Here is a 20,453-nt window from a genome sequence, read left to right as displayed (position 1 = left end):
TTCGGCGTCCGAGCCGTGGACGGGGCCCCGGGGCCGGGTCAGATGCGGCCCAGCACCTGGCCGAGCAGCTCGCCCATCCGCGTGGCGGAGTCGCGGCCCGCCTGGAGGACCTCTTCGTGGTTGAGGGGCTCACCCGTCATGCCCGCGGCGAGGTTCGTCACCAGGGAGATGCCGAGCACCTCCGCCCCGGCCTCGCGCGCCGCGATGGCCTCCAGCACGGTCGACATGCCGACGAGGTCCGCCCCGATGGTGCGGGCCATCCGGATCTCGGCCGGGGTCTCGTAGTGCGGGCCGGGGAACTGCGCGTACACGCCCTCTTCGAGGCTCGGGTCGATCTCCTTGCAGAGCGCGCGCAGCCGCGGCGAGTACAGATCGGTGAGGTCCACGAAGTTCGCGCCGACGATCGGCGACGTCGCGGTCAGGTTCAGGTGGTCGCTGATCAGCACGGGCTGGCCGGGGCGCATGCCCTCGCGCAGACCGCCGCAGCCGTTGGTCAGCACGATCGTCTTGCAGCCGGCGGCGACGGCGGTCCGTACGCCGTGCGCGACGGCGGCCACACCGCGGCCCTCGTAGTAGTGCGTGCGGCCCAGGAAGACCAGGGCGCGCTTCGCGCCGACCTTGAAGGAGCGGATCCGCCCGCCGTGGCCCGCGACGGCCGGCGGCGGGAACCCCGGCAGCTCGGTGACCGGGAACTCGGCCTCGGGAGCCCCGAGCGCGTCGACGGCCGGCGCCCAGCCGGAGCCCATCACGAGGGCGACGTCGTGGGTCTCGGCGCCCGTCAGCTCGCGCAGGCGCGCGGCGGCGGCGTCGGCGGCGGCGTACGGGTCGCCCTGGATGTCGTCCGGAATAACTGAAGCGTTCACGCCGACGAGGGTAGCCGCTTACGCCCTACGCGCGTAGATGACGATGCTCACGGGATCCGGATCGTTGCGTTGTCGTTTCCGACAAAGGGGGGCGGGTGGGCCCTCGCGGGGCGCCCCAGTCCCGCCCCTTCTCCGAAACCAGGGGCGCTGCGCCCCCTGGACCCCAGCCGGGCTGGAGGTCCCGTGCGGGTGGGACAGACCCCTGTCGGGGTGGGTATCCCGTGCGGGTGGGACAGCCCCCCGCCGATCGCCGCTTCGCGGCTCGTCCTCAAGCGCCGGACGGGCTATTTCCCGCCCACCCGCCCCTTCTCGCGCCGCGCGCGCTGAAATTCCGCCGCGCGGGTTGTTCCGGCAGGTAGTAAGGGCGGGTGGGTGGGGAAAGAGCCCGCCCGGCGTTTGAGGGCGAGGCGCGGAGCGCCGATGAGGGGGGAAAGGGGCGCAGCCCCATCAGCAGGGGCGCTTGCGCAGACCCATCACGTAGTCGTGAGGCGCCCCGCCAGACTCCGCGGCGTCCGCGATCTCCCCGAGATAGCGGGCCGACGGCAACCCACCCTCGTACCCGTTGAGGACATACACCCAGGCCGCCTCCTCCCCCTCAAGCGTGTGCACACGAACCCGCATACGCCGGTAGATGTCGAGCCCGACCCCCTCCCACCGGTCCATGGACTCCTCGTCCATCGGAGCGATGTCGTACAGCGCGACGAACACCTGCGAACGCGGCGCCTCGACGATCGTCGCGAGCGCACCCTCCCAGCCCATGTGCTCGCCCCCGAACGTCAGCCGCCAGTCGTTGAGCCAGCCGGTCGCGCGCAGCGGCGAGTGCGGGGCGCGGCGCGTCATCAGCCGCGCGTCGAGATTGCCGGCGTACGCGGCGTAGAGCGACATGGGGTCGAGAGTACGGGTTTTTGGCGTGGGCGCCTCACACGGGCTACGGACCCCCCGGGGACACGCGGTACCGGACTGTGCGGGACAATGGAGTACGTGACTCGGATCGTGATCATTGGCGGCGGACCCGGCGGTTATGAGGCGGCCCTGGTGGCCGCCCAGCTCGGCGCGGAGGTGACCGTCGTCGACTGCGACGGTCTGGGCGGGGCGTCGGTGCTCACCGACTGCGTGCCGTCGAAGACCCTGATCGCGACGGCCGAGGTGATGACCACCTTCGACTCCTCGTACGAGGAGCTGGGCATCATCGTCGAGGACGACACCCCGCACATCGACCAGGCGGCCCGCGTCGTGGGGGTGGATCTCGGCAAGGTCAACCGCCGCGTGAAGCGCCTCGCGCTCGCCCAGTCGCACGACATCACCGCCTCCGTGACGCGCGCCGGCGCCCGCGTGATGCGCGGCCGCGGCCGGCTCCAGGGCCAGCAGGCCATGGACGGCTCCCGCAAGGTCGTCGTGCGCGCCGCCGACGGCTCCGAGGAGACCCTGACCGCCGACGCCGTCCTGATCGCGACCGGCGGCCACCCGCGCGAGCTGCCCGACGCCCAGCCCGACGGCGAGCGCATCCTCAACTGGACGCAGGTGTACGACCTCGACGAGCTGCCCGAGGAGCTCATCGTGGTCGGTTCCGGTGTCACGGGCGCCGAGTTCGCCGGTGCCTATCAGGCGCTCGGGTCGCGGGTCACGCTCGTGTCGTCCCGCGACCGGGTGCTGCCCGGCGAGGACCCGGACGCCGCCGCCGTCCTGGAGGACGTCTTCCGCCGCCGCGGGATGAACGTGATGGGCCGCACCCGCGCCGCCTCCGCCAAGCGCGTGGGCGACCGCGTCGAGGTCACCCTCGCCGACGGCCGCGTCATCTCCGGCTCGCACTGCCTGATGGCCGTCGGCGCCATCCCCAACAGCAGCGGGATGGGCCTGGAGGAGGCCGGGGTCAAGGTCAAGGAGTCCGGGCACATCTGGACCGACCGGGTCTCGCGCACCTCCGCCCCCGGCGTGTACGCCGCCGGTGACGTCACCGGCATCTTCGCCCTCGCGTCGGTCGCCGCCATGCAGGGCCGCATCGCGATGTACCACTTCCTGGGCGACGCGGTCACCCCGCTGAACCTGAAGACCGTCTCGTCGAACGTCTTCACCGACCCGGAGATCGCGACCGTCGGCTACAGCCAGGCCGACGTCGACGCCGGGAAGATCGACGCCCGCGTCGTCAAGCTCCCGCTCCTGCGCAACCCGCGCGCGAAGATGCAGGGCATCCGCGACGGCTTCGTCAAGATCTTCTGCCGTCCCGGTACGGGCATCGTGGTCGGCGGCGTCGTCGTGGCGCCGCGCGCCTCGGAACTGATCCACCCCATCTCGATCGCGGTCGACAACAATCTGACGGTGGAACAGATCGCTAACGCCTTCACCGTGTACCCATCGCTTTCGGGCTCGATCGCCGAAGTGGCACGCCAGCTGCACACCCGGAAGGTCAACGGCGAGGCTTGATCCCTGCGGTCCGCCGCGCGGACGGCGGCCCTCCGATGTGATCGTCCGGGCGGCCGGAAACAACTCGTCGCAGGTCACAGCCTGTTGCCGCCCATTCGCGGGGCATAGTCGGGGGGAGTACCCCCTATACCACCTTCACCCCTGCCGTGCGAACAACTTCTGTAATTCGGCGCAAACTGCTGAAAGCAGACGGTCGTTGGGGTTACTGTCAGTTTCGTGTTCGCTGCAGAACGTCGCCAATTGATCCTCGAAATGGTGCGGGCCAACGGAGCGGTGTCGCTCCGTGAGCTCGCCCGCGTCGTCCAGACCTCCGAAGTGACCGTACGGCGGGACGTGCGCGCGCTGGAGGCAGAAGGACTCCTCGACCGCCGGCATGGCGGTGCGGTATTGCCGGGCGGATTCACGCGGGAGTCCGGCTTTCCGCAGAAATCACATCTCGCGTCCGCCGAGAAGACGGCCATCGCCGATCTCGCGGCGGGTCTCGTCGAAGAGGGCGAAGCCATCGTCGTCGGGGCGGGTACGACCACGCAGGAGCTGGCCCGCCGGCTCGCGCGGGTGCCCGGCCTGACGGTCGTCACCAACTCCCTGCTGGTGGCGCAGGCCCTGGCACACGCCAACCGGGTGGAAGTCGTCATGACCGGCGGCACCCTGCGCGGCTCCAACTACGCACTGGTGGGCAGCGGCGCCGAGCAGTCCCTACAGGGGCTGAGGGTGTCGCGGGCGTTCCTGTCGGGCAGCGGCCTGACCGCCGAACGCGGCCTGTCCACCTCCAACATGCTGTCGGCGAGCGTGGACCGCGCGCTCGTGCAGGCCGCCGCGGAGGTGGTGGTCCTCGCCGACCACACCAAGCTCGGCACCGACACGATGTTCCAGACGGTGCCGACGGACGTCATCACACGACTGGTCACGGACGATCCGCCCGCGCACGACGACCGCGCGGCGACCGAACTGCAGGCACTGGCCGACCAGGGCGTGCAGATCGCCGTCGCCGGAGCGTCGGCGGGCCCCGGCCAGGCCCCCGGAGTTGACTCCGTCCCAGCGGGCCGGCAGCCACGCCGGGACGTGCCGCTGCCCGGCCAGCGGCGCGGGCACGGGGGCCATGGCGCGGGGCCCGGCGCCGGGCCGCAGCTGCGCAGCGCGTCCGTGCTCGGCGAGCAGCCTCCCGGGGAGCGGGCGGCGCGGGTGGCGGATCTGCGTCGGCGTTGAGGCGTCTGGCCCCTGGGTCTTGAGCGTCGTCTGGCCCCTGGGCCGTGAGCCTGGGTGGCTCGGGGGCCGACGCGTTCGACCTGGGGCCGTCGTCGGGTGGCTGCCCCAGTGGGTGGTGCCTCGGTTGTCGACGGTCCCAGTTACTGACAGTTTCGGTACGCGGGTGTCGGAGGGTCCGCCTTCAGGCCGCGCAGTGTCAAGGTCAGGAGGCGGTCCGCCAGTTCCGGGTCGTCCGGAGACTCCTCGGCCGCCAGCGCGATCGCGTTCGTGAGCTGCATGAGGTCCTCGATCGACACGCCCTTGCGTACCGCGCCCGCCTCCTGGGCGCGGGCCAGGAGCCGGGCGCCGGCCTCCCGCATCGGGCGACTGCAACTCGCCAGTGCCGAACTGTCGTCCCGCGAGGCCGACATGAGGGCCCGGGCGAGGCCCCGGTACTCGCCCGCGTGCGTGATGATCGCCCGTAGCCACTCCACCAGGGCGGTGCACGGCTGCGGGGCGTTCAGGAGGGCGTGGGAGCGGGTGAGCAGGTCGCTCACCGCGTCCTCGAAGACGGCGCTCAGGAGGGCGTGGCGGGTGGGGAAGTGGCGGTACAGCGTGCCGATGCCCACGCCTGCGCGGCGGGCGACGTCCTCCAGGGAGGTGTCCGTGCCGTGCTCCGCGAACGCGGCGCGGGCCTCGCTCAGGAGCCGCTGGTAGTTGCGGCGGGCGTCGGCTCGCATGTGGTCTCCTCGCGGGGGCGCCCCAGTCCCGCCCCTTCCCGAAACCGGGGCTCCGCCCCAGACCCCGCTCCTCAAACGCCGGAGGGGCTAGAACCTACCGGCACATGTCCGGGTTTCGGGAAGGGGCGCCCGCGCGCGGAGCGCGCTGATGGACGCAGTGGGGAATGTCTCAGTCCTTGATCTCGCAGATCACGGCGCCCGACGTCAGCGACGCCCCCACCTCCGCGAGGAGGCCCTTGACCGTGCCGGAGCGGTGGGCGTTCAGGGGCTGTTCCATCTTCATGGCCTCGAGGACGACGATCAGATCGCCCTCCTTGACCTCCTGGCCCTCCTCCACGGCGACCTTGACGATCGTGCCCTGCATGGGCGAGGCGAGCGTGTCCCCGGACGCGGCGGGCCCGGACTTCTTCGCCGCACGCCGCTTCGGCTTGGCCCCGGCCGCGAGGCCGGTCCGGGCGAGCGACATGCCGAGGGAGGAGGGGAGGGAGACCTCCAGGCGCTTGCCGCCGACCTCGACGACGACGGTCTCGCGGCCCGGCTCCTCCTCGGCCTCGGCGTCCGCCACCGCCGAGAAGGCGGGGATGTCGTTGACGAACTCGGTCTCGATCCAGCGGGTGTGGACCGTGAACGGCTCGGCGGAGCCGGTGAGTTCGGGGGCGAACGCCGGGTCGGCGACGACCTTGCGGTGGAAGGGGATGGCGGTGGCCATGCCCTCGACGTCGAACTCGGCCAGGGCGCGCGCGGCGCGCTGCAGCGCCTGCTCACGGGTCGCGCCGGTGACGATGAGCTTCGCGAGCAGCGAGTCCCAGGCCGGGCCGATGACCGCGCCGGACTCCACGCCCGCGTCGAGCCGCACACCCGGACCCGACGGCGGCGCGAACGCCGTCACCGTGCCGGGGGCGGGCAGGAAGTTGCGGCCCGGGTCCTCGCCGTTGATGCGGAACTCGAAGGAGTGACCGCGCAACTGCGGGTCGTCGTAGCCCAGTTCCCCGCCGTCGGCGATGCGGAACATCTCCCGTACGAGATCGATCCCGGCGACCTCCTCGGTGACCGGGTGCTCGACCTGGAGACGGGTGTTGACCTCCAGGAAGGAGATCGTGCCGTCCACGCCGACCAGGAACTCCACGGTGCCCGCGCCGACATAGCCCGCCTCGCGCAGGATCGCCTTGGACGCGCGGTACAGCTCGGCGTTCTGCTCCTCGGACAGGAACGGCGCCGGGGCCTCCTCGACGAGCTTCTGGTGGCGGCGCTGGAGGGAGCAGTCACGGGTGGAGACGACGACCACGTTGCCGTGCTGGTCGGCCAGGCACTGGGTCTCCACGTGCCGGGGCTTGTCCAGGTAGCGCTCCACGAAGCACTCGCCGCGCCCGAAGGCCGCGACGGCCTCGCGCACCGCGGAGTCGTACAGCTCCGGCACCTCTTCGAGGGTGCGGGCCACCTTCAGACCGCGGCCGCCACCGCCGAACGCCGCCTTGATCGCGATCGGCAGGCCGTGCTCCGCGGCGAAGGCCACCACCTCGTCGGCGCCCGAGACCGGGTCCGGCGTGCCCGCGACCAGCGGCGCGCCCGCGCGCTGCGCGATGTGCCGGGCGGCGACCTTGTCGCCCAGGTCCCGGATCGCCTGCGGCGGCGGGCCGATCCAGATCAGCCCCGCGTCCAGGACCGCCTGCGCGAACTCCGCGTTCTCCGAGAGGAAGCCGTAGCCCGGATGGACCGCGTCCGCCCCGGAGTCCTTGGCCGCGGCGAGGACCTTCGCCATGTCCAGATAGCTGGTGGCCGGAGTGTCACCGCCAAGGGCGAACGCCTCGTCTGCGGCCCGCACATGCAGTGCGTCCCGGTCCGGGTCCGCGTAGACGGCAACGCTCGCGATCCCTGCATCCCGGCACGCCCGGGCGACCCGGACAGCGATTTCGCCACGGTTGGCGATGAGCACCTTGCGCACGATGGCTCCCTCCTTGAAACAAGCCGAGTTTAGGGACTGCCGACACGGGCTTACGACCCGTCCCCACTGGTGAGCTTGCCCACACGGAGCGTGATCCGAGGTCGACTCGTTCCCCGAAATCCCTTGTCGCACCGCGGTACGCAGGGTCCCTCCTCGGCAGCGTAGCCCTCCGATGTGGTCAAGGTCTCTGTGAGGCCGCGCTGCGGCAAGCGGCCATTCTTTGTGGAGTCCCTACGAATGGCCCAATGATTCTTTGCCTTCGGTACGGCCCTTGTCCCGCGCTTTACCCGTTAGTAGCGTGCCCGATGTCTCGTACGTACTAGGGGTAACAGCAGCCGGTAGAGAGTGGGTGGACGCCGTGGCGCGCAGACCAGTGGCGTGGGTGGGCGCGGTCGTGCTCTGGGTGGAGGCGGTCGGTATCGCGCTTCTCAACTGGTTCCTCGGCCTCGTCGTCGACAAGCAGGACATGTCGATGGCCGGGCTCGACCCGCGCGCGATGAGCGTCGGCGCGTGGGTCGCGGGCGGGCTCTTCGGGCTCTATCTCGCGCTGTGCGGCCTCGTCCTGGCCCGCACCGCCGTCCGCGACCGGACCCCCGGCCGCTTCGGGAAGATCCTGCTGATCAGCGCCGCCGTCGTGCACGGCCTGCTCGGCGCGTTCGCCGTCGGCCTGGTGGGCTGGGCCGCGTTCCTCTTCATGATGGTGGTGCTCGGGCTCATCGTGTTGACGCTGATGGCGTACGACAAGCAGGAGGCCGCGGACGTCGGGTCGGGCGTGCGGGGCGTCTCTAGCTCGCCCACAACTCCGTGATCCCGACGCCCAGTTCCGCGAGGAGGCGGCGCAGCATCGGCAGCGAGAGGCCGATGACGTTGCCGTGATCGCCGTCGATGCCCTCGATGAACGGTGCCGAACGGCCGTCCAGGGTGAACGCGCCCGCCACGTGCAGCGGTTCGCCGCTCGCCACGTACGCGGCGATCTCCGCGTCCGACGGCTCGCCGAAGCGCACCACCGTCGACGCCGTCGCCGCCGCGTGCCGGCCGGTCAGTGTGTCGTACACACAGTGCCCGGTCTGCAGGACGCCCGCGCGGCCCCGCATGTCCTTCCAGCGGGCCGTCGCCTCCTCCGCGTCCGCGGGCTTGCCGAGCGCCCGGCCGTCCAGCTCCAGGACCGAGTCGCAGCCGACGACCAGGGCGCCCTTGGCGTCCGGGCGGGCCGCCACCACCGACGCCTTCGCCTCCGCGAGGGCCTTGGCCAGTTCGGCGGGGGTCGGCGCGGTCACGGCGTCCTCGTCCACGCCGCTGACGATCACCTCGGGGGCGAGGCCCGCCTGCCGCAGCAGGCCCAGGCGGGCGGGGGACTGGGAGGCCAGGACTAGGCGGCGCTGATCACTCATGCGGTCAGGGTAGCTGCGGGCCCTGCCGGGAGCTCAACAGGTGCGGGGAGGCCGTCGGGCCTCAGATCACGCCCAGGATCAGCATCGCGACCACCATCGCCAAGGCCAGCAGGACTCCCGCACGGCGCATCTTCGCCTGCATGTCCCGCATGTCCTTGGGCGGGTCGTTCTCCGGGTCGGACCACAGCATGCCTTCGATGGTGCGGTCGCCCCGGAGCGCGCGCCTGAGTACGCGTACTCAACTTCCGGCGCGGCTCCTTCCCGTGCGGCTCAGCCCGGCCAGTACGTGCGGCCCCACGCCGCCGGGCCCGGTGCGGGCATCCGCTCGCGGGCCACCCGTGCCGGGTCGGCCCAGGCGTCCGGGAGCCGGGGCGCGCCGGACGGCGCGTTCGCGGCCGCCGCGGCGCGCGCCTGGACCACCGCCAGGGCGGCGGCCAGCTCCTCGGGGGTCGGATTGCCTCGTACGACCTTGATCACGAAGTGGCTCCTCGGGGGCGGGGGAGGGTGGGGAGCTTTGGGGGTGGTTGCGGTGGGAGCTTTGTGTTGGTGGGGGCTTGGGTGTTTTGTCGGGTGGTTATTACAGCGGGATGTTTCCGTGCTTCTTCGGCGGCAGCGATTCCCTCTTCGTACGGAGCTGACGCAGGCCCCGCACCAGGTGCGAGCGCGTCTCCGACGGCAGGATCACCGCGTCGATGTAACCGCGCTCCGCCGCGGTGTACGGGTTCAGGAGCGTGTCCTCGTACTCCTGGATCAGCCGTGCGCGCGTGGCCTCCTGGGCCTCCGGCTCGCCGGCCGCGGCGATCGTGCGGCGGTGCAGGATGTTCACCGCGCCCTGCGCGCCCATCACGGCGATCTGCGCCGTCGGCCAGGCGAGGTTGAGGTCGGCGCCCAGGTGCTTGGAGCCCATCACGTCGTACGCTCCGCCGAACGCCTTGCGCGTGATGACCGTGATGAGCGGCACCGTCGCCTCGGCGTAGGCGTAGATCAGCTTCGCGCCGCGGCGGATGATCCCGGTGTGCTCCTGGTCCACGCCCGGCAGGAAGCCCGGCACGTCCACGAACGTGATCACCGGCACGTTGAACGCGTCGCAGGTGCGCACGAAGCGCGCCGCCTTCTCGGACGCGTCGATGTCCAGGCAGCCCGCGAACTGCATCGGCTGGTTCGCCACGATGCCCACGGGGTGGCCCTCGACCCGGCCGAAGCCGGTGATGATGTTCGGCGCGAACAGCGGCTGCGTCTCGAAGAACTCCGTGTCGTCCAGGACGTGCTCGATCACCGTGTGCATGTCGTACGGCTGGTTCGCGCTGTCCGGTACGAGCGTGTCCAGGTCGCGGTCCTCGGCGGTCGGTTCGATGTCCGCCTCCTCCGGGAACGCCGGGGGCTCGCTCAGGTTGTTCGACGGGAGGTAGGAGAGGAGCGACTTGACGTACTCGATCGCGTCCTTCTCGTCGCCCGCCATGTGGTGGGCCACGCCGGACGTCGCGTTGTGCGTGCGCGCGCCGCCCAGTTCCTCGAAGCCGACGTCCTCGCCCGTGACCGTCTTGATGACGTCCGGGCCCGTGATGAACATGTGCGACGTCTGGTCCACCATCACCGTGAAGTCCGTGATCGCGGGGGAGTAGACGGCGCCTCCCGCGCACGGGCCGACGACCAGGCTGATCTGGGGGATCACACCGGACGCGTGGGTGTTGCGGCGGAAGATCTCCCCGTACATCCCGAGGGCCATGACGCCCTCCTGGATGCGGGCGCCTCCCGAGTCGTTGATGCCGACGACGGGGCAGCCTGTCTTGAGCGCGAAGTCCATCACCTTCACGGTCTTCTGGCCGAAGACCTCGCCGAGGGCGCCGCCGAACACGGTGAAGTCCTGCGAGAACACCGCCACGGGGCGGCCGTCCACCGTGCCGTAGCCGGTGACGACGCCGTCTCCGTACGGGCGGTTCTGCTCCAGGCCGAAGTTCGTCGAGCGGTGCCTCGCGAACTCGTCCAGCTCCACGAACGAACCCTCGTCCAGGAGCAGTTCGACCCGCTCCCTCGCGGTCAGCTTGCCCTTCGCGTGCTGCTTCTCGACGGCCCGGGCGCTGCCCGCGTGCTTCGCCTCGTCGATACGGCGCTGCAGGTCCGCCAGCTTTCCCGCCGTCGTGTGGATGTCGATCCCGGCGGCCTGTGGCTCCGGCTGCGTCTGTGACGGCTGGGGCTGCGAGGGCTGCGCTGACTGCTCGTTGGGCACTTGCGGCTCGGACATCGGGGCGCGGCTCCCTGCCTGCTCAGAGGGGACGGTGACGGCTCACGGCTGCTGGCTACTGACTCGTAGCGTATCGGCGTGGATACGCCTGTGCAGTGCGGCGTTTACCACACCTAGGGTGGCTTGCATGACGCCGTCCAATGACTCATCGCCCGACTCGTCGCCCGATTCGTCTTCGGGTTCGTCCCCCGGTTCGTCGCCCGGTTCGTCTCCCGGTTCGTCTTCCGGTTCGTCTTCCGGGTCTAGCGACGTTCCCAGCCGGTGGTCCGACCTCGACCGGCCGCCTCTCGACGCCGGCGCCCTGCGTCGCGCCCTCGTCCGCGAGGGGTCCCTGTGGACCTCCCTCGACGTCGTCCCCGACACCGGCTCCACCAATACCGACCTCGCGGCCCGCGCGGACGAGCTGCCCGAGGGGGCCGTCCTCGTCGCCGAGCGGCAGAGCGCCGGGCGCGGGCGGCTCGACCGGCGCTGGAGCGCGCCCGCGCGCTCCGGGCTCTTCTTCTCCGTCCTGCTCAAGCCGGACGGCGTGCCCGTTGAACGGTGGGGGTGGCTGCCGCTGCTCACCGGTGTCGCCGTCGCCGCCGGCATCTCCCGTACCGCCGGTGTCGACACCGCCCTGAAGTGGCCCAACGACCTCCTGGTCACCGTCGGCGACGAGGAGCGCAAGGCCGGGGGCATCCTCGCCGAGCGCGCCGGGTCCGTCGGCGGGGGCGGTGTCGTCGTCGGCATCGGCATCAACGTCACGCTGCGCGCCGACGAGCTGCCGGTGCCCGGGGCGGGGTCGCTGGCGCTGGCCGGGGCGGTGAGTACGGACCGGGATCCGGTGCTGCGGGCCGTGCTGCGGGAGCTGGAGCGGTGGTACGGGGCGTGGCGGGCCGCCGGGGGGGATCCGGGGGCGGCGCGGCTTCAGGAGGCTTACGCGGCGGGGTGCGCGACGTTGGGGCGGGTGGTGCGGGCGGAGTTGCCCGGGGGGCGGTCCGTCACGGGGGAGGCGGTGGCCGTGGACGGTGACGGGCGGCTGGTCCTGGCTACGGAGGACGGGGTGCGGGAGCCTGTGGGCGCGGGGGATGTGGTGCACTTGCGGCCGGCTGGGGGGTGAGGGTTTCCCCCTGTCCGGTGGGGGGTGCTGCCTTGGCTTTTGCCCGTCCCCCGGTGGGTGGTTCGCCTTTTGTCCGGTTGTGGGGCGGGGCCGCGGCGGTATGTCCGTGCTCGCGCCTGGGGCGCCGGAAACGTTGTCGGTACGGACGGCGTGGCCGGGCGAGCTGCGCGCGGACATACCGCCACGTCCCCTGCGGTCCGTCGGCGGCTCTCCCCCGGTGGGGGTGACTCCTGCCTGTCCGTCCACCGCTGTGGGCAGTCGTGCCGCAGGGCGGCTCCCGACCCTTAAAGGCAGCCCCAGGCCGACAGGGCCGATATGTGGGTGTGGAGAGGTGCCCAGGTCGGCGGGGTGTTCAAGGTGTGGGGAGGGGTGGCGCGCGGTCCAGGGGCACGTTGGGAGTGAGCTGCGGCACACCTGCCGTAAAGTTGGCGCCGGTCGATATCTGACCGCGGCAGATCGGAAGGGCAGCAGGCGTGACCGTCGACGACACCGGCTCCGGCCAGGGCGCACACCCCGCCCCCGACGGTGACCCCCGCCCCGCGGAAGCGGGTGACCTCCGCCCTGCGGAAGGGGGTGACTCCCGTCCTGCGGGGACCGGCGCCCCCGGCCCCGCGGAAGCGGGGTCCGAGAAGCCCGATGAGCCCGAGCTCGGCGAGGACAGCAATCCGCTCGCCCTGCGGCTGGAGCAGTTGATTCTCGGGGCGGACCGGCGCTACACGCCGTTCCAGGCGGCCCGCAGCGCCGGCGTCTCCATGGAACTGGCCTCGCGCTTCTGGCGCGCCATGGGCTTCCCGGACATCGGCCAGGCCAAGGCTCTGACGGAGGCGGACGTGCTCGCCCTGCGGCGGCTCGCCGGTCTCGTGGAGGCGGGGCTGCTCAGCGAGGCCATGGCGGTGCAGGTGGCCCGTTCGACGGGGCAGACCACCGCCCGGCTGGCCGAATGGCAGATCGACTCGTTCCTGGAGGGGCTGACCGAGCCCCCGGAGCCGGGCATGACCCGTACGGAAGTGACGTATCCGCTGGTCGAGCTGTTGCTGCCGGAGCTCGAGGAATTTCTTGTGTATGTGTGGCGGCGGCAGCTCGCCGCGGCCACGGGGCGGGTCGTTCAGGCCGCCGATGATGAAGAGATGGTGGATCGGCGGCTCGCCGTCGGGTTCGCCGATCTCGTCGGATTTACGCGGCTCACGCGACGCATGGAGGAAGAGGAACTCGGCGAGTTGGTCGAGGCGTTCGAGACCACTGCGGCGGATCTCGTGGCCGCGCACGGTGGGCGGCTCATCAAGACGCTCGGTGATGAGGTTCTGTACGCCGCCGACGATGCCGGGACCGCCGCGGAAATCGCGCTGCGGCTCATTGAAACCATGGCCAACGACGAGACCATGCCCGAGCTGCGCGTCGGCATCGCCTTCGGGACCGTCACCACGCGTATGGGCGATGTGTTCGGTACGACGGTGAATCTGGCGTCCCGGCTCACCTCGATAGCGCCCCGTGACGCCGTGCTCGTGGACGGTGCGCTTGCGGAGGAACTCGTCAGGACCGGCGACGCGCCCGCCTCCGAGACCGAGGCCGCCGCCCTGGCCGAGAAGGCCGAGAAGGAGGGCGAGGAGCCGCCCGCGTACCGCTTCGCCCTGCAGCCCATGTGGCAGCGGCCCGTCCGCGGGCTCGGCATCGTCGAACCCTGGCTGCTCGCTCGCCGCGGCTGAGCGGCGGGTACCCATCGGCCCGCGCGGCTGACATGATCGCCGGGTAACGGTCGTTAACCGGAGATGGAGGGGTCATGGGCGAGCGTCGGTTCGGGGACTTCGTGGAGGTGCGGCGGCACGGGTACGTGGCCGAGCTCGCGCTGGACCGGCCCAAGGCCATGAACGCCGTGTCCAGCGCCATGGCCCGGTCGATCGGCGAGGCCTGCGCCGCGCTCGCCGAGGACCGTGACGTACGCGTGGTCGTACTCAGCTCCACGCACGAGCGGGCCTTCTGCGTGGGCGCCGACCTCAAGGAGCGGAACTCCTTCACGGACGCCGAGTTGGTGCGGCAGCGGCCCGTGGCGCGGGCCGCGTACACCGGTGTGCTCGAACTGCCGATGCCCACCATCGCCGCCGTGCACGGCTTCGCGCTGGGGGGCGGGTTCGAGCTCGCCTTGTCCTGCGACGTCATCGTCGCCGATCCGACGGCTGTCGTCGGGCTGCCGGAGGTTTCCGTCGGGGTCATTCCCGGGGGCGGCGGTACGCAGTTGCTGCCGCGCCGGGTCGGGGCCGCGCGGGCTGCCGAGCTGATCTTCTCCGCGCGGCGCGTGGAGGCCGCCGAGGCCAAGGAGTTGGGCCTCGTGGATGTGGTGGCGGGAGTCGGTGAGGATCGGGATGAGGCTCTCGCGCTCGCCGCGCGCATGGCCGGGAACTCGCCCGTCGGGCTGCGCGCCGCCAAGCGCGCGCTGCGGCTCGGCCACGGGCTCGACCTGCGCGCGGGCCTCGAGGTCGAGGACGCGGCCTGGCGGTCGGTGGCCTTCTCCGGGGACCGGGCGGAGGGCGTCGCCGCGTTCAACGAGAAGCGGAAGCCGGAGTGGCCCGGGGAGTAGCCGGTCCCGGGGGCGGGAGCGGTGCGGGCGGCCGCGGGAGGGCCGTGACCACGGGCTTTTGGACCGCTGGAGCTCGCGTTGCGTGAAATGTCCGTAACCTGGAGCAATGGGTGAGGACGTCCGGCTGCGCGCCGTCGTGGCCCTGGCGCAGGGCATGGCCGCCGCGCACACCCCGCGCGAGGCCTGGCGGGCCGCCGCCCAGGGCGCGATGACCGCCCTGGGCGGGAGCTTCGCCGCGCTGTCCGTGTGGGAGCGCGAGCGCGGGCGGCTGCGGGTGCTCGCCAACGTCGGTGAACGCGCCGCCGGGGAGGAGGAGTTCCCCGAGAACGAGGCCTACCCCGTGCACCAGTTCCCGGAGATCACCGAGTTTCTGCACGAGCGGTGGGCCGGGGGCGGGGAGCCGCACGCCTGGGTCGAGACGGCGGCCGGGCCCGGGCCCGGCGACGGGGCCCGTGCGGGCTACTGCCATCAGCGGGTGGCCGCGCTGCGGCGGCGCGGGCGCGGGTGCTGTGTGGTCGCGCCGATCGTGCTGCACGGGCGGGCGTGGGGCGAGCTGTATGTGGCGCGGGCGGCGGGGGAGCGCGGCTTCGGGCGGGAGGACGCGGACTTCGCTTCGGTGCTCGTCTCCGTGGTCGCCGCCGGTATCGCCCAGACCGAGCGGCTCGAGGAGGCGCGGCGGCTCGCCTTCACGGACTCCCTGACCGGGCTCGCCAACCGGCGCGCGGTCGATCAGCGGCTCGACGAGGCCGTGGAGCGGCACCGGGCCGAGGGGGTGGTGGTGAGCCTCGTCGTGTGCGACGTCAACGGGCTCAAGCGGGTCAACGACAGCCTCGGGCACGCGGTGGGCGACCGGCTTCTGGAGCGGTTCGGGTCGGTGCTCTCGCTGTGCGGGGCGATGCTGCCGGGGGCGCTGGCGGCGCGGCTCGGCGGCGACGAGTTCTGTCTGCTTTCGGTGGGGCCCTCGTCGGACGAGGTGGTGCGGGTCGCCGAGGAACTGTGCCTGCGGGCGGGGGAGTTGGAGATCGGCGACGGGGTCGCCTGCGGTGTGGCGTCCACGGGGGATCCGATCGGTGCGGTGCGGTCCGCGCGGCGGTTGTTCCGGCTTGCGGACGCGGCGCAGTACCGGGCCAAGGCCGCGCGGGCGCGGGGGCCCGTGGTGGCCGGGCGCGAGGGCGTCGACGACCCGGTCCTCCGCCTCGCCGACTCGGCCCGCCCGGCGGGGGCGGGGGAGCGGCGGCGCTTCCGCGGGGGGTAGGGGGACCGTGGTGGCCCCGGGCGTAACGGCCCCGTTGGCGTGGGCGGTGCCCCCCTCCGCATTCCGGCACCGTCGGCCTGGGGCTGTGCTCCCTCCATATACCGGCACCGTCGGCCTGGGCTGTGCCCACCCGTGCCGCCCCTGGCGGCCCAGCTGCCCACAGCAGGAGCGGGAGGGGGGCGTCGGCCCAGCTGCCCACAGCAGGTGACGGGAACCGGGAGCCGGGATCTGGGGCCCAGCGCCCACAGCAGGAGCGGCCTGACGGGGGCCGTCGGCCGAGGTGCGCGCAGCGGGGGCCCGTGGTGGCGGTCAGGCGTCCACAGCAGGGAGGTGTCCTGCTGTGCACCCACCCACCCGTCGTCGCCGGACGGCCTGTCCCGGCACCGGAAGTCCGGACTGCGTGGACGGCAGGTGGGCGGTGGCCACTGTTCCGGCCCGGAGCTGCCGGTGTGCTGGAAACGGGTGGGCGGGTGGGAGAGTTTCGCCGCGGAGCGGCGCCCGGAAACAGGGGAGCAGACGGACTCGTGACACGAGGCGATTCAGTGCGTAGGCTCCCTGAATATGGATATGCAGACCGTGGTGCTGGGAACCACCGGCACAACCGCAGAGGACGTCGTAGCCGTCGCACGCCACAACGCACGCGTCGAACTCGGCGAGGAAGCCGTCACCGCCCTCGCCGCGGCCCGCGAGATCGTGGACGCGCTCGCGGCCAAGCCGGACCCCGTCTACGGCGTCAGCACCGGCTTCGGCGCCCTCGCCACCCGGCACATCGGGCAGGATCTGCGAGCTCAGCTCCAGCGGAACATCGTGCGGTCGCACGCGGCCGGCATGGGCCCGCGCGTGGAGCGCGAGGTCGTGCGCGCGCTGATGTTCCTGCGCCTGAAGACGGTCTGCTCGGGCCACACCGGCGTACGCCCCGAGGTCGCGCAGACCATGGCGGACGTACTGAACGCGGGCATCACCCCGGTCGTCCACGAGTACGGCTCCCTCGGCTGCTCCGGAGACCTCGCCCCGCTCAGCCACTGCGCGCTGACGCTGATGGGCGAGGGGGACGCCGAGGGCCCCGACGGCACCACCCGCCCCGCCGGCGAACTGCTCGCCGAGCACGGCATCACCCCCGTCGAACTCCGCGAGAAGGAGGGCCTCGCCCTCCTCAACGGCACCGACGGCATGCTCGGCATGCTGGTCATGGCCCTCGCCGACCTCGAAACCCTCTACAAGTCCGCCGACGTCACCGCCGCGCTCAGCCTGGAGGCGCTGCTCGGCACCGCCAAGGTGCTCGCCCCGGAGCTGCACGCCATCCGCCCGCACCCGGGCCAGGCCGCCTCCGCCGCCAACATGCTGGCGGTGCTTGCCGGTTCGGGCCTGACGGGCCATCACCAGGACGACGCGCCGCGCGTGCAGGACGCGTACTCGGTGCGCTGCGCCCCGCAGGTCGCGGGCGCGGGCCGGGACACCCTCGCGCACGCCCGCACCGTCGCCGAGCGCGAACTCGCCTCCGCCGTCGACAACCCCGTCGTGCTGCCCGACGGCCGCGTCGAGTCGAACGGCAACTTCCACGGCGCCCCCGTGGCGTACGTACTGGACTTCCTGGCCATCGCCGCCGCCGACCTCGGCTCCATCGCCGAGCGCCGCACCGACCGGCTCCTCGACAAGAACCGGTCGCACGGCCTGCCGCCCTTCCTCGCGGACGACGCGGGCGTCGACTCGGGCCTGATGATCGCCCAGTACACGCAGGCGGCGCTGGTGAGCGAGATGAAGCGGCTCGCCGTGCCTGCCTCCGCCGACTCCATCCCCTCCTCCGCGATGCAGGAGGACCACGTCTCCATGGGCTGGTCGGCCGCGCGCAAGCTGCGTACGGCGGTGGCCAACCTGGGCCGGATCATCGCCGTCGAGCTGTACGCCGCCACCCGCGCGATCGAGCTGCGCTCCCAGGACAACGCCCTGACCCCGGCCCCCGCGAGCCGCGCCGTCATCGAGGCGGTCCGCAAGGCGGGCGTCGAGGGCCCCGGCCCCGACCGCTACCTCGCCCCCGACCTCGCGGCCGCCGACACCTTCGTACGCGAGGGGCGCCTCGTCGCGGCGGTGGAGCCGGTCACCGGGCCGCTGGCCTAGCGACTGCTCCGGAAGTCACCCATCGGCTGCTCCAGGCAGTCACCCGCGCGGCTCCGGCTCCGGCTCCGGTTCGTCCGGAGCCGGGCCGTCGCCCGCCCGGTGACGCCCGGCGGCGGCCGGTCGCCGGGGTGCCGTCATGCCCTGTTCGGGAGCGCGTGGCGCAGGATGCGGGCCCACATGGAGGCGTACTGCCGGGTCAGTGGCCCGGTGACGTAGGGAATGCCGTAGCGCTCGCACAGGTCCCGCACGCGGGGAGCGATCTGCGCGTAGCGGTTGCTGGGCAGGTCGGGGAAGACATGGTGCTCGATCTGGTGGCTGAGGTTGCCGCTGAGCACGTGGAAGAGGGTGCTGCCCTCGATGTTGGCCGAGCCCTGGATCTGCCGCAGATACCACTGGCCCCGCGTCTCGTCCGCCACTTCCTCCTCGGTGAAGGTCCGCACTCCGTCGGGGAAGTGGCCGCAGAAGATGACGGTGTGCGTCCAGATGTTGCGTGCGGTGTTCGCGGTGAGGTTGCCGAGGAGACAGGGCAGCGCCGAGGGCCCGGCGAGCAGCGGGAAGAAGACGTAGTCCTTGGCGAGCTGGCGGGTCGCCTTCCGCGTCAGGGCGGCGGCGTCGCGCAGGAGGCCGCGCAGGCTTTTGCGGCCGGAGACGACCCCGTCCGGCTCCATGTCGTACACCGCGACGCCGAAGTCGAAGAACGGGATGGCCAGGGCGTTGTAGAGCGGCTGCAGGAGGTGGAAGGGGTACCAGGGCTGGTCGGGGCTCAGGCGCGAGACCGTGTACCCGAAGTCGCGGTCACGGCCGAGGACGTTGGTCCAGGTGTGGTGCAGCAGGTTGTGGGAGTGCTTCCAGGCGTCCACGGGACCGATGGCGTCCCACTCCCAGGTGGTGGAGTGGATGGCCGGGTCGCCCAGCCAGTCCCACTGGCCGTGCAGGATGTTGTGGCCGAGCTCCATGTTCTCCAGGATCTTGGCGGTGGTGAGCATGGCCGTGCCCGCCAGCCAGGCGGGCGGCAGGATCGACACGGCGAGGGCCAGGCGCCCGCCGGCCTCCAGGCCGCGCTGGGTGGCGATCACCGTCCGGATGTAGCGGGCGTCCTCGTGGCCGCGCGCGGCGGTGATCTCGGCGCGCAGTTCGTCGAGTTCCTTGCCGAGGTCCTCGATCTGGGACGGGGACAGCTGGGGTGCCGTGGGCGTCGTGGTCACCATGGTCCTCCTTGGCCGGAGTACGGATGTGGTGCTGCTCAGAGGTCGAGTGCCGTCGGGCCGACCGCCGCCGTCACACAGGTCTGGAGCAGCCGGCCGGGCTCGTCGTGGATGTCGCCGGTCCGCAGATCACGGACCCTGCCGTACGCCAGCGGGGCGAGGCAGCCGAAGCAGATGCCGCGCCGGCAGCCGTACGGCATCGCCACCCCCGCGCGCTCCCCGGCCTCAAGGAGCGGTTCGGAACCGTCGGTCGTGGTCTCGGCGCCGGAGCGGGTGAAGCGGAGGGGGCCGCCGACGGCGGTGGCGGCGGCCGGTGTGAAGGGGGTGAGGCGGAAGCGCTCGACGCGCAGCCGGTCCGTGAGCCCCGCCCTCGCCCAGTGCTCCTCGATCGCGTCGAGGAGGGGCGCCGGACCGCAGGCCCAGGTCTCGCGCTCGCGCCAGTCCGGACAGAGCCGCTCGAAGTCCTTCGGGGTGAGGCGACCGGCGGTCCGCGTGTGGTGTTCGTGGTAGCGCAGCCACGCCAACCGCTCCCGCGCGAGCCGCAGTTCGGTACGGAAGATCGAGGCGGCGGCGTCGGGCGCGCTGTGCAGCAGCACCACGTCGGGCTGGCCGCAGGCGTCGCGGCGGTCCAGCAGCGTACGCAGCAGTCCCATCACCGGGGTGAGGCCGCTGCCCGCCGTGATCATCAGCATGCGTGGGCGCGGCGCGGGCGGCAGTGTGAACTCGCCTTGGGCCGGGCCGAGGCGGAGCACCGTGCCGGGCCGTACGCGGTGCGCCAGGTACGGGGAGACCCGGCCGCCGGGAACGGCCTTGACGGTGATCGTCAGGAGCCCGTCGCGTCGCTCGGGCGGCGAGGTGAGGGAGTACGTACGCCAGTGCCAGGAGCCGTCGAGCTCCACGCCGACGGGCAGGTACTGCCCTGCCAGGTGCCCCGCCCAGCCGCGTCCTGGCCGGATGAGCAGCGTCGTGGCGTCGTCGGTCTCCGCCCGGAGCGCCGTGACGCGGCCCGCCGGGTGGCGGGCGTCGAGCAGGGGGTCGAGCAGGCCGAGATAGTCGTCCGGGGCCAGCGGGCTGGTCAGCGGGGCGGCCGCGCGCAGGAGCGGGGTGATGAGTTGCCGGGCGAGGCGCTCGGGCAAGCCGGGTAACAGCCCGCTGAGGGCGGCCGGGTGCGGCGGCATACGCGAAGTCCTCTCGTTGCCCAAGTGGTGGGAGGCACACGCGTGTTGAGCCCTCGGGGTACGAGGGGGTCGGCCCGACTCCGTCACCGTAGACACACCGCGGCGGCGGTGGGGAGAACGCGGGCGGAGATCCCGCCACGCGCCCGCGGGCCCGCGCACGGGGGGTCGGCGGCCGCGCGGCGTGCTGCGCTGCGGGGATACTGGCGCGTAACACGGGGGCGGTCGGCGCGGAGTTGGCCGAGTCG

Annotated in this window: 18 protein-coding genes; 8 read left to right on the top strand and 10 right to left on the bottom strand. The window is 72.4% G+C overall.

The genetic code is table 11. The annotated features are described in order from the left end of the window. Window positions 1-38 precede the first annotated feature (38 nt). On the bottom strand, window positions 39-863 hold the full coding sequence (locus AC0KTA_RS13825) for a purine-nucleoside phosphorylase (RefSeq protein ID WP_481055431.1): 825 nt from the start codon (window positions 861-863) through the stop codon (window positions 39-41). Between the two features lie 447 nt (window positions 864-1,310). Continuing rightward, the gene (locus AC0KTA_RS13820; RefSeq protein WP_481055430.1) at window positions 1,311-1,748 is read right to left on the bottom strand and encodes a gamma-glutamylcyclotransferase family protein; all 438 of its coding nucleotides are present in this window, start codon (window positions 1,746-1,748) and stop codon (window positions 1,311-1,313) included. 87 nt (window positions 1,749-1,835) lie between these two features. Between AC0KTA_RS13820 and AC0KTA_RS13815 the strand changes: the two genes are divergently transcribed. Continuing rightward, a complete protein-coding gene (locus tag AC0KTA_RS13815; protein WP_481055429.1) occupies window positions 1,836-3,284 on the top strand; it encodes an NAD(P)H-quinone dehydrogenase in 1,449 nt (482 codons plus the stop codon). Between the two features lie 216 nt (window positions 3,285-3,500). Continuing rightward, window positions 3,501-4,490 (top strand): DeoR/GlpR family DNA-binding transcription regulator, encoded by a 990-nt coding sequence (locus tag AC0KTA_RS13810; RefSeq protein WP_481055428.1) that lies wholly within the window; start codon window positions 3,501-3,503, stop codon window positions 4,488-4,490. 140 nt (window positions 4,491-4,630) lie between these two features. Here the strand turns inward: AC0KTA_RS13810 and AC0KTA_RS13805 are convergent, their stop codons facing one another. Together AC0KTA_RS13805 and AC0KTA_RS13800 are read right to left on the bottom strand one after the other, a co-directional pair. Then, window positions 4,631-5,209 (bottom strand): TetR/AcrR family transcriptional regulator, encoded by a 579-nt coding sequence (locus tag AC0KTA_RS13805; protein ID WP_481055427.1) that lies wholly within the window; start codon window positions 5,207-5,209, stop codon window positions 4,631-4,633. Between the two features lie 169 nt (window positions 5,210-5,378). Then, window positions 5,379-7,151, bottom strand: a complete 1,773-nt coding sequence (locus AC0KTA_RS13800; protein ID WP_481055426.1) for an acetyl/propionyl/methylcrotonyl-CoA carboxylase subunit alpha — start codon at window positions 7,149-7,151, stop codon at window positions 5,379-5,381. Between the two features lie 358 nt (window positions 7,152-7,509). On the opposite strand from AC0KTA_RS13800, the gene AC0KTA_RS13795 reads away from it, so the two are divergent. Beyond that, entirely contained in the window at window positions 7,510-7,959 is a 450-nt protein-coding gene (locus tag AC0KTA_RS13795) for a hypothetical protein (RefSeq protein WP_481055425.1), read from the top strand. Here AC0KTA_RS13795 and AC0KTA_RS13790 read toward each other — a convergent pair. From AC0KTA_RS13790 to AC0KTA_RS13775, 4 genes are all read right to left on the bottom strand, one after another. Then, complete coding sequence (locus tag AC0KTA_RS13790; protein ID WP_481055424.1) at window positions 7,937-8,542, bottom strand: nucleoside triphosphate pyrophosphatase; 606 nt, start codon at window positions 8,540-8,542, stop codon at window positions 7,937-7,939. The two genes, AC0KTA_RS13795 and AC0KTA_RS13790, sit on opposite strands and share 23 nt — an antisense overlap. 61 nt (window positions 8,543-8,603) lie before the next feature. Continuing rightward, on the bottom strand, window positions 8,604-8,732 hold the full coding sequence (gene mmpB, locus AC0KTA_RS13785; protein ID WP_481055423.1) for a morphogenic membrane protein MmpB: 129 nt from the start codon (window positions 8,730-8,732) through the stop codon (window positions 8,604-8,606). A gap of 80 nt (window positions 8,733-8,812) precedes the next feature. Further along, a complete protein-coding gene (locus AC0KTA_RS13780) occupies window positions 8,813-9,019 on the bottom strand; it encodes an acyl-CoA carboxylase epsilon subunit (RefSeq protein WP_481055422.1) in 207 nt (68 codons plus the stop codon). Between the two features lie 100 nt (window positions 9,020-9,119). Then, window positions 9,120-10,784 (bottom strand): acyl-CoA carboxylase subunit beta, encoded by a 1,665-nt coding sequence (locus AC0KTA_RS13775; protein ID WP_481055421.1) that lies wholly within the window; start codon window positions 10,782-10,784, stop codon window positions 9,120-9,122. A 127-nt stretch (window positions 10,785-10,911) separates the two neighbouring features. On the opposite strand from AC0KTA_RS13775, the gene AC0KTA_RS13770 reads away from it, so the two are divergent. The 5 genes from AC0KTA_RS13770 (at window position 10,912) to hutH (ending at window position 17,825) form a co-directional block, all read left to right on the top strand. After that, entirely contained in the window at window positions 10,912-11,883 is a 972-nt protein-coding gene (locus AC0KTA_RS13770; RefSeq protein ID WP_481055420.1) for a biotin--[acetyl-CoA-carboxylase] ligase, read from the top strand. 473 nt (window positions 11,884-12,356) lie between these two features. Next, entirely contained in the window at window positions 12,357-13,586 is a 1,230-nt protein-coding gene (locus AC0KTA_RS13765; RefSeq protein ID WP_481055419.1) for an adenylate/guanylate cyclase domain-containing protein, read from the top strand. Between the two features lie 74 nt (window positions 13,587-13,660). Continuing rightward, complete coding sequence (locus tag AC0KTA_RS13760; protein ID WP_481055418.1) at window positions 13,661-14,455, top strand: enoyl-CoA hydratase/isomerase family protein; 795 nt, start codon at window positions 13,661-13,663, stop codon at window positions 14,453-14,455. Between the two features lie 106 nt (window positions 14,456-14,561). Beyond that, the gene (locus tag AC0KTA_RS13755; RefSeq protein ID WP_481055417.1) at window positions 14,562-15,710 is read left to right on the top strand and encodes a GGDEF domain-containing protein; all 1,149 of its coding nucleotides are present in this window, start codon (window positions 14,562-14,564) and stop codon (window positions 15,708-15,710) included. A gap of 567 nt (window positions 15,711-16,277) precedes the next feature. Next, window positions 16,278-17,825: a histidine ammonia-lyase gene (hutH, locus tag AC0KTA_RS13750; RefSeq protein ID WP_481056413.1), complete on the top strand. Its 1,548-nt coding sequence runs from the start codon at window positions 16,278-16,280 to the stop codon at window positions 17,823-17,825. Between the two features lie 134 nt (window positions 17,826-17,959). Here the strand turns inward: hutH and AC0KTA_RS13745 are convergent, their stop codons facing one another. Beyond that, window positions 17,960-19,033 (bottom strand): fatty acid desaturase family protein, encoded by a 1,074-nt coding sequence (locus AC0KTA_RS13745; protein WP_481055416.1) that lies wholly within the window; start codon window positions 19,031-19,033, stop codon window positions 17,960-17,962. A gap of 35 nt (window positions 19,034-19,068) precedes the next feature. Further along, complete coding sequence (locus AC0KTA_RS13740) at window positions 19,069-20,208, bottom strand: ferredoxin reductase (protein ID WP_481055415.1); 1,140 nt, start codon at window positions 20,206-20,208, stop codon at window positions 19,069-19,071. Window positions 20,209-20,453 lie beyond the last annotated feature (245 nt).

The organism is Streptomyces sp. Y309, assembly GCF_056712025.1.
The sequence above is the reverse complement of the archived record's forward strand: the minus strand, read 5'-3'. Positions and strand labels throughout refer to the sequence as shown.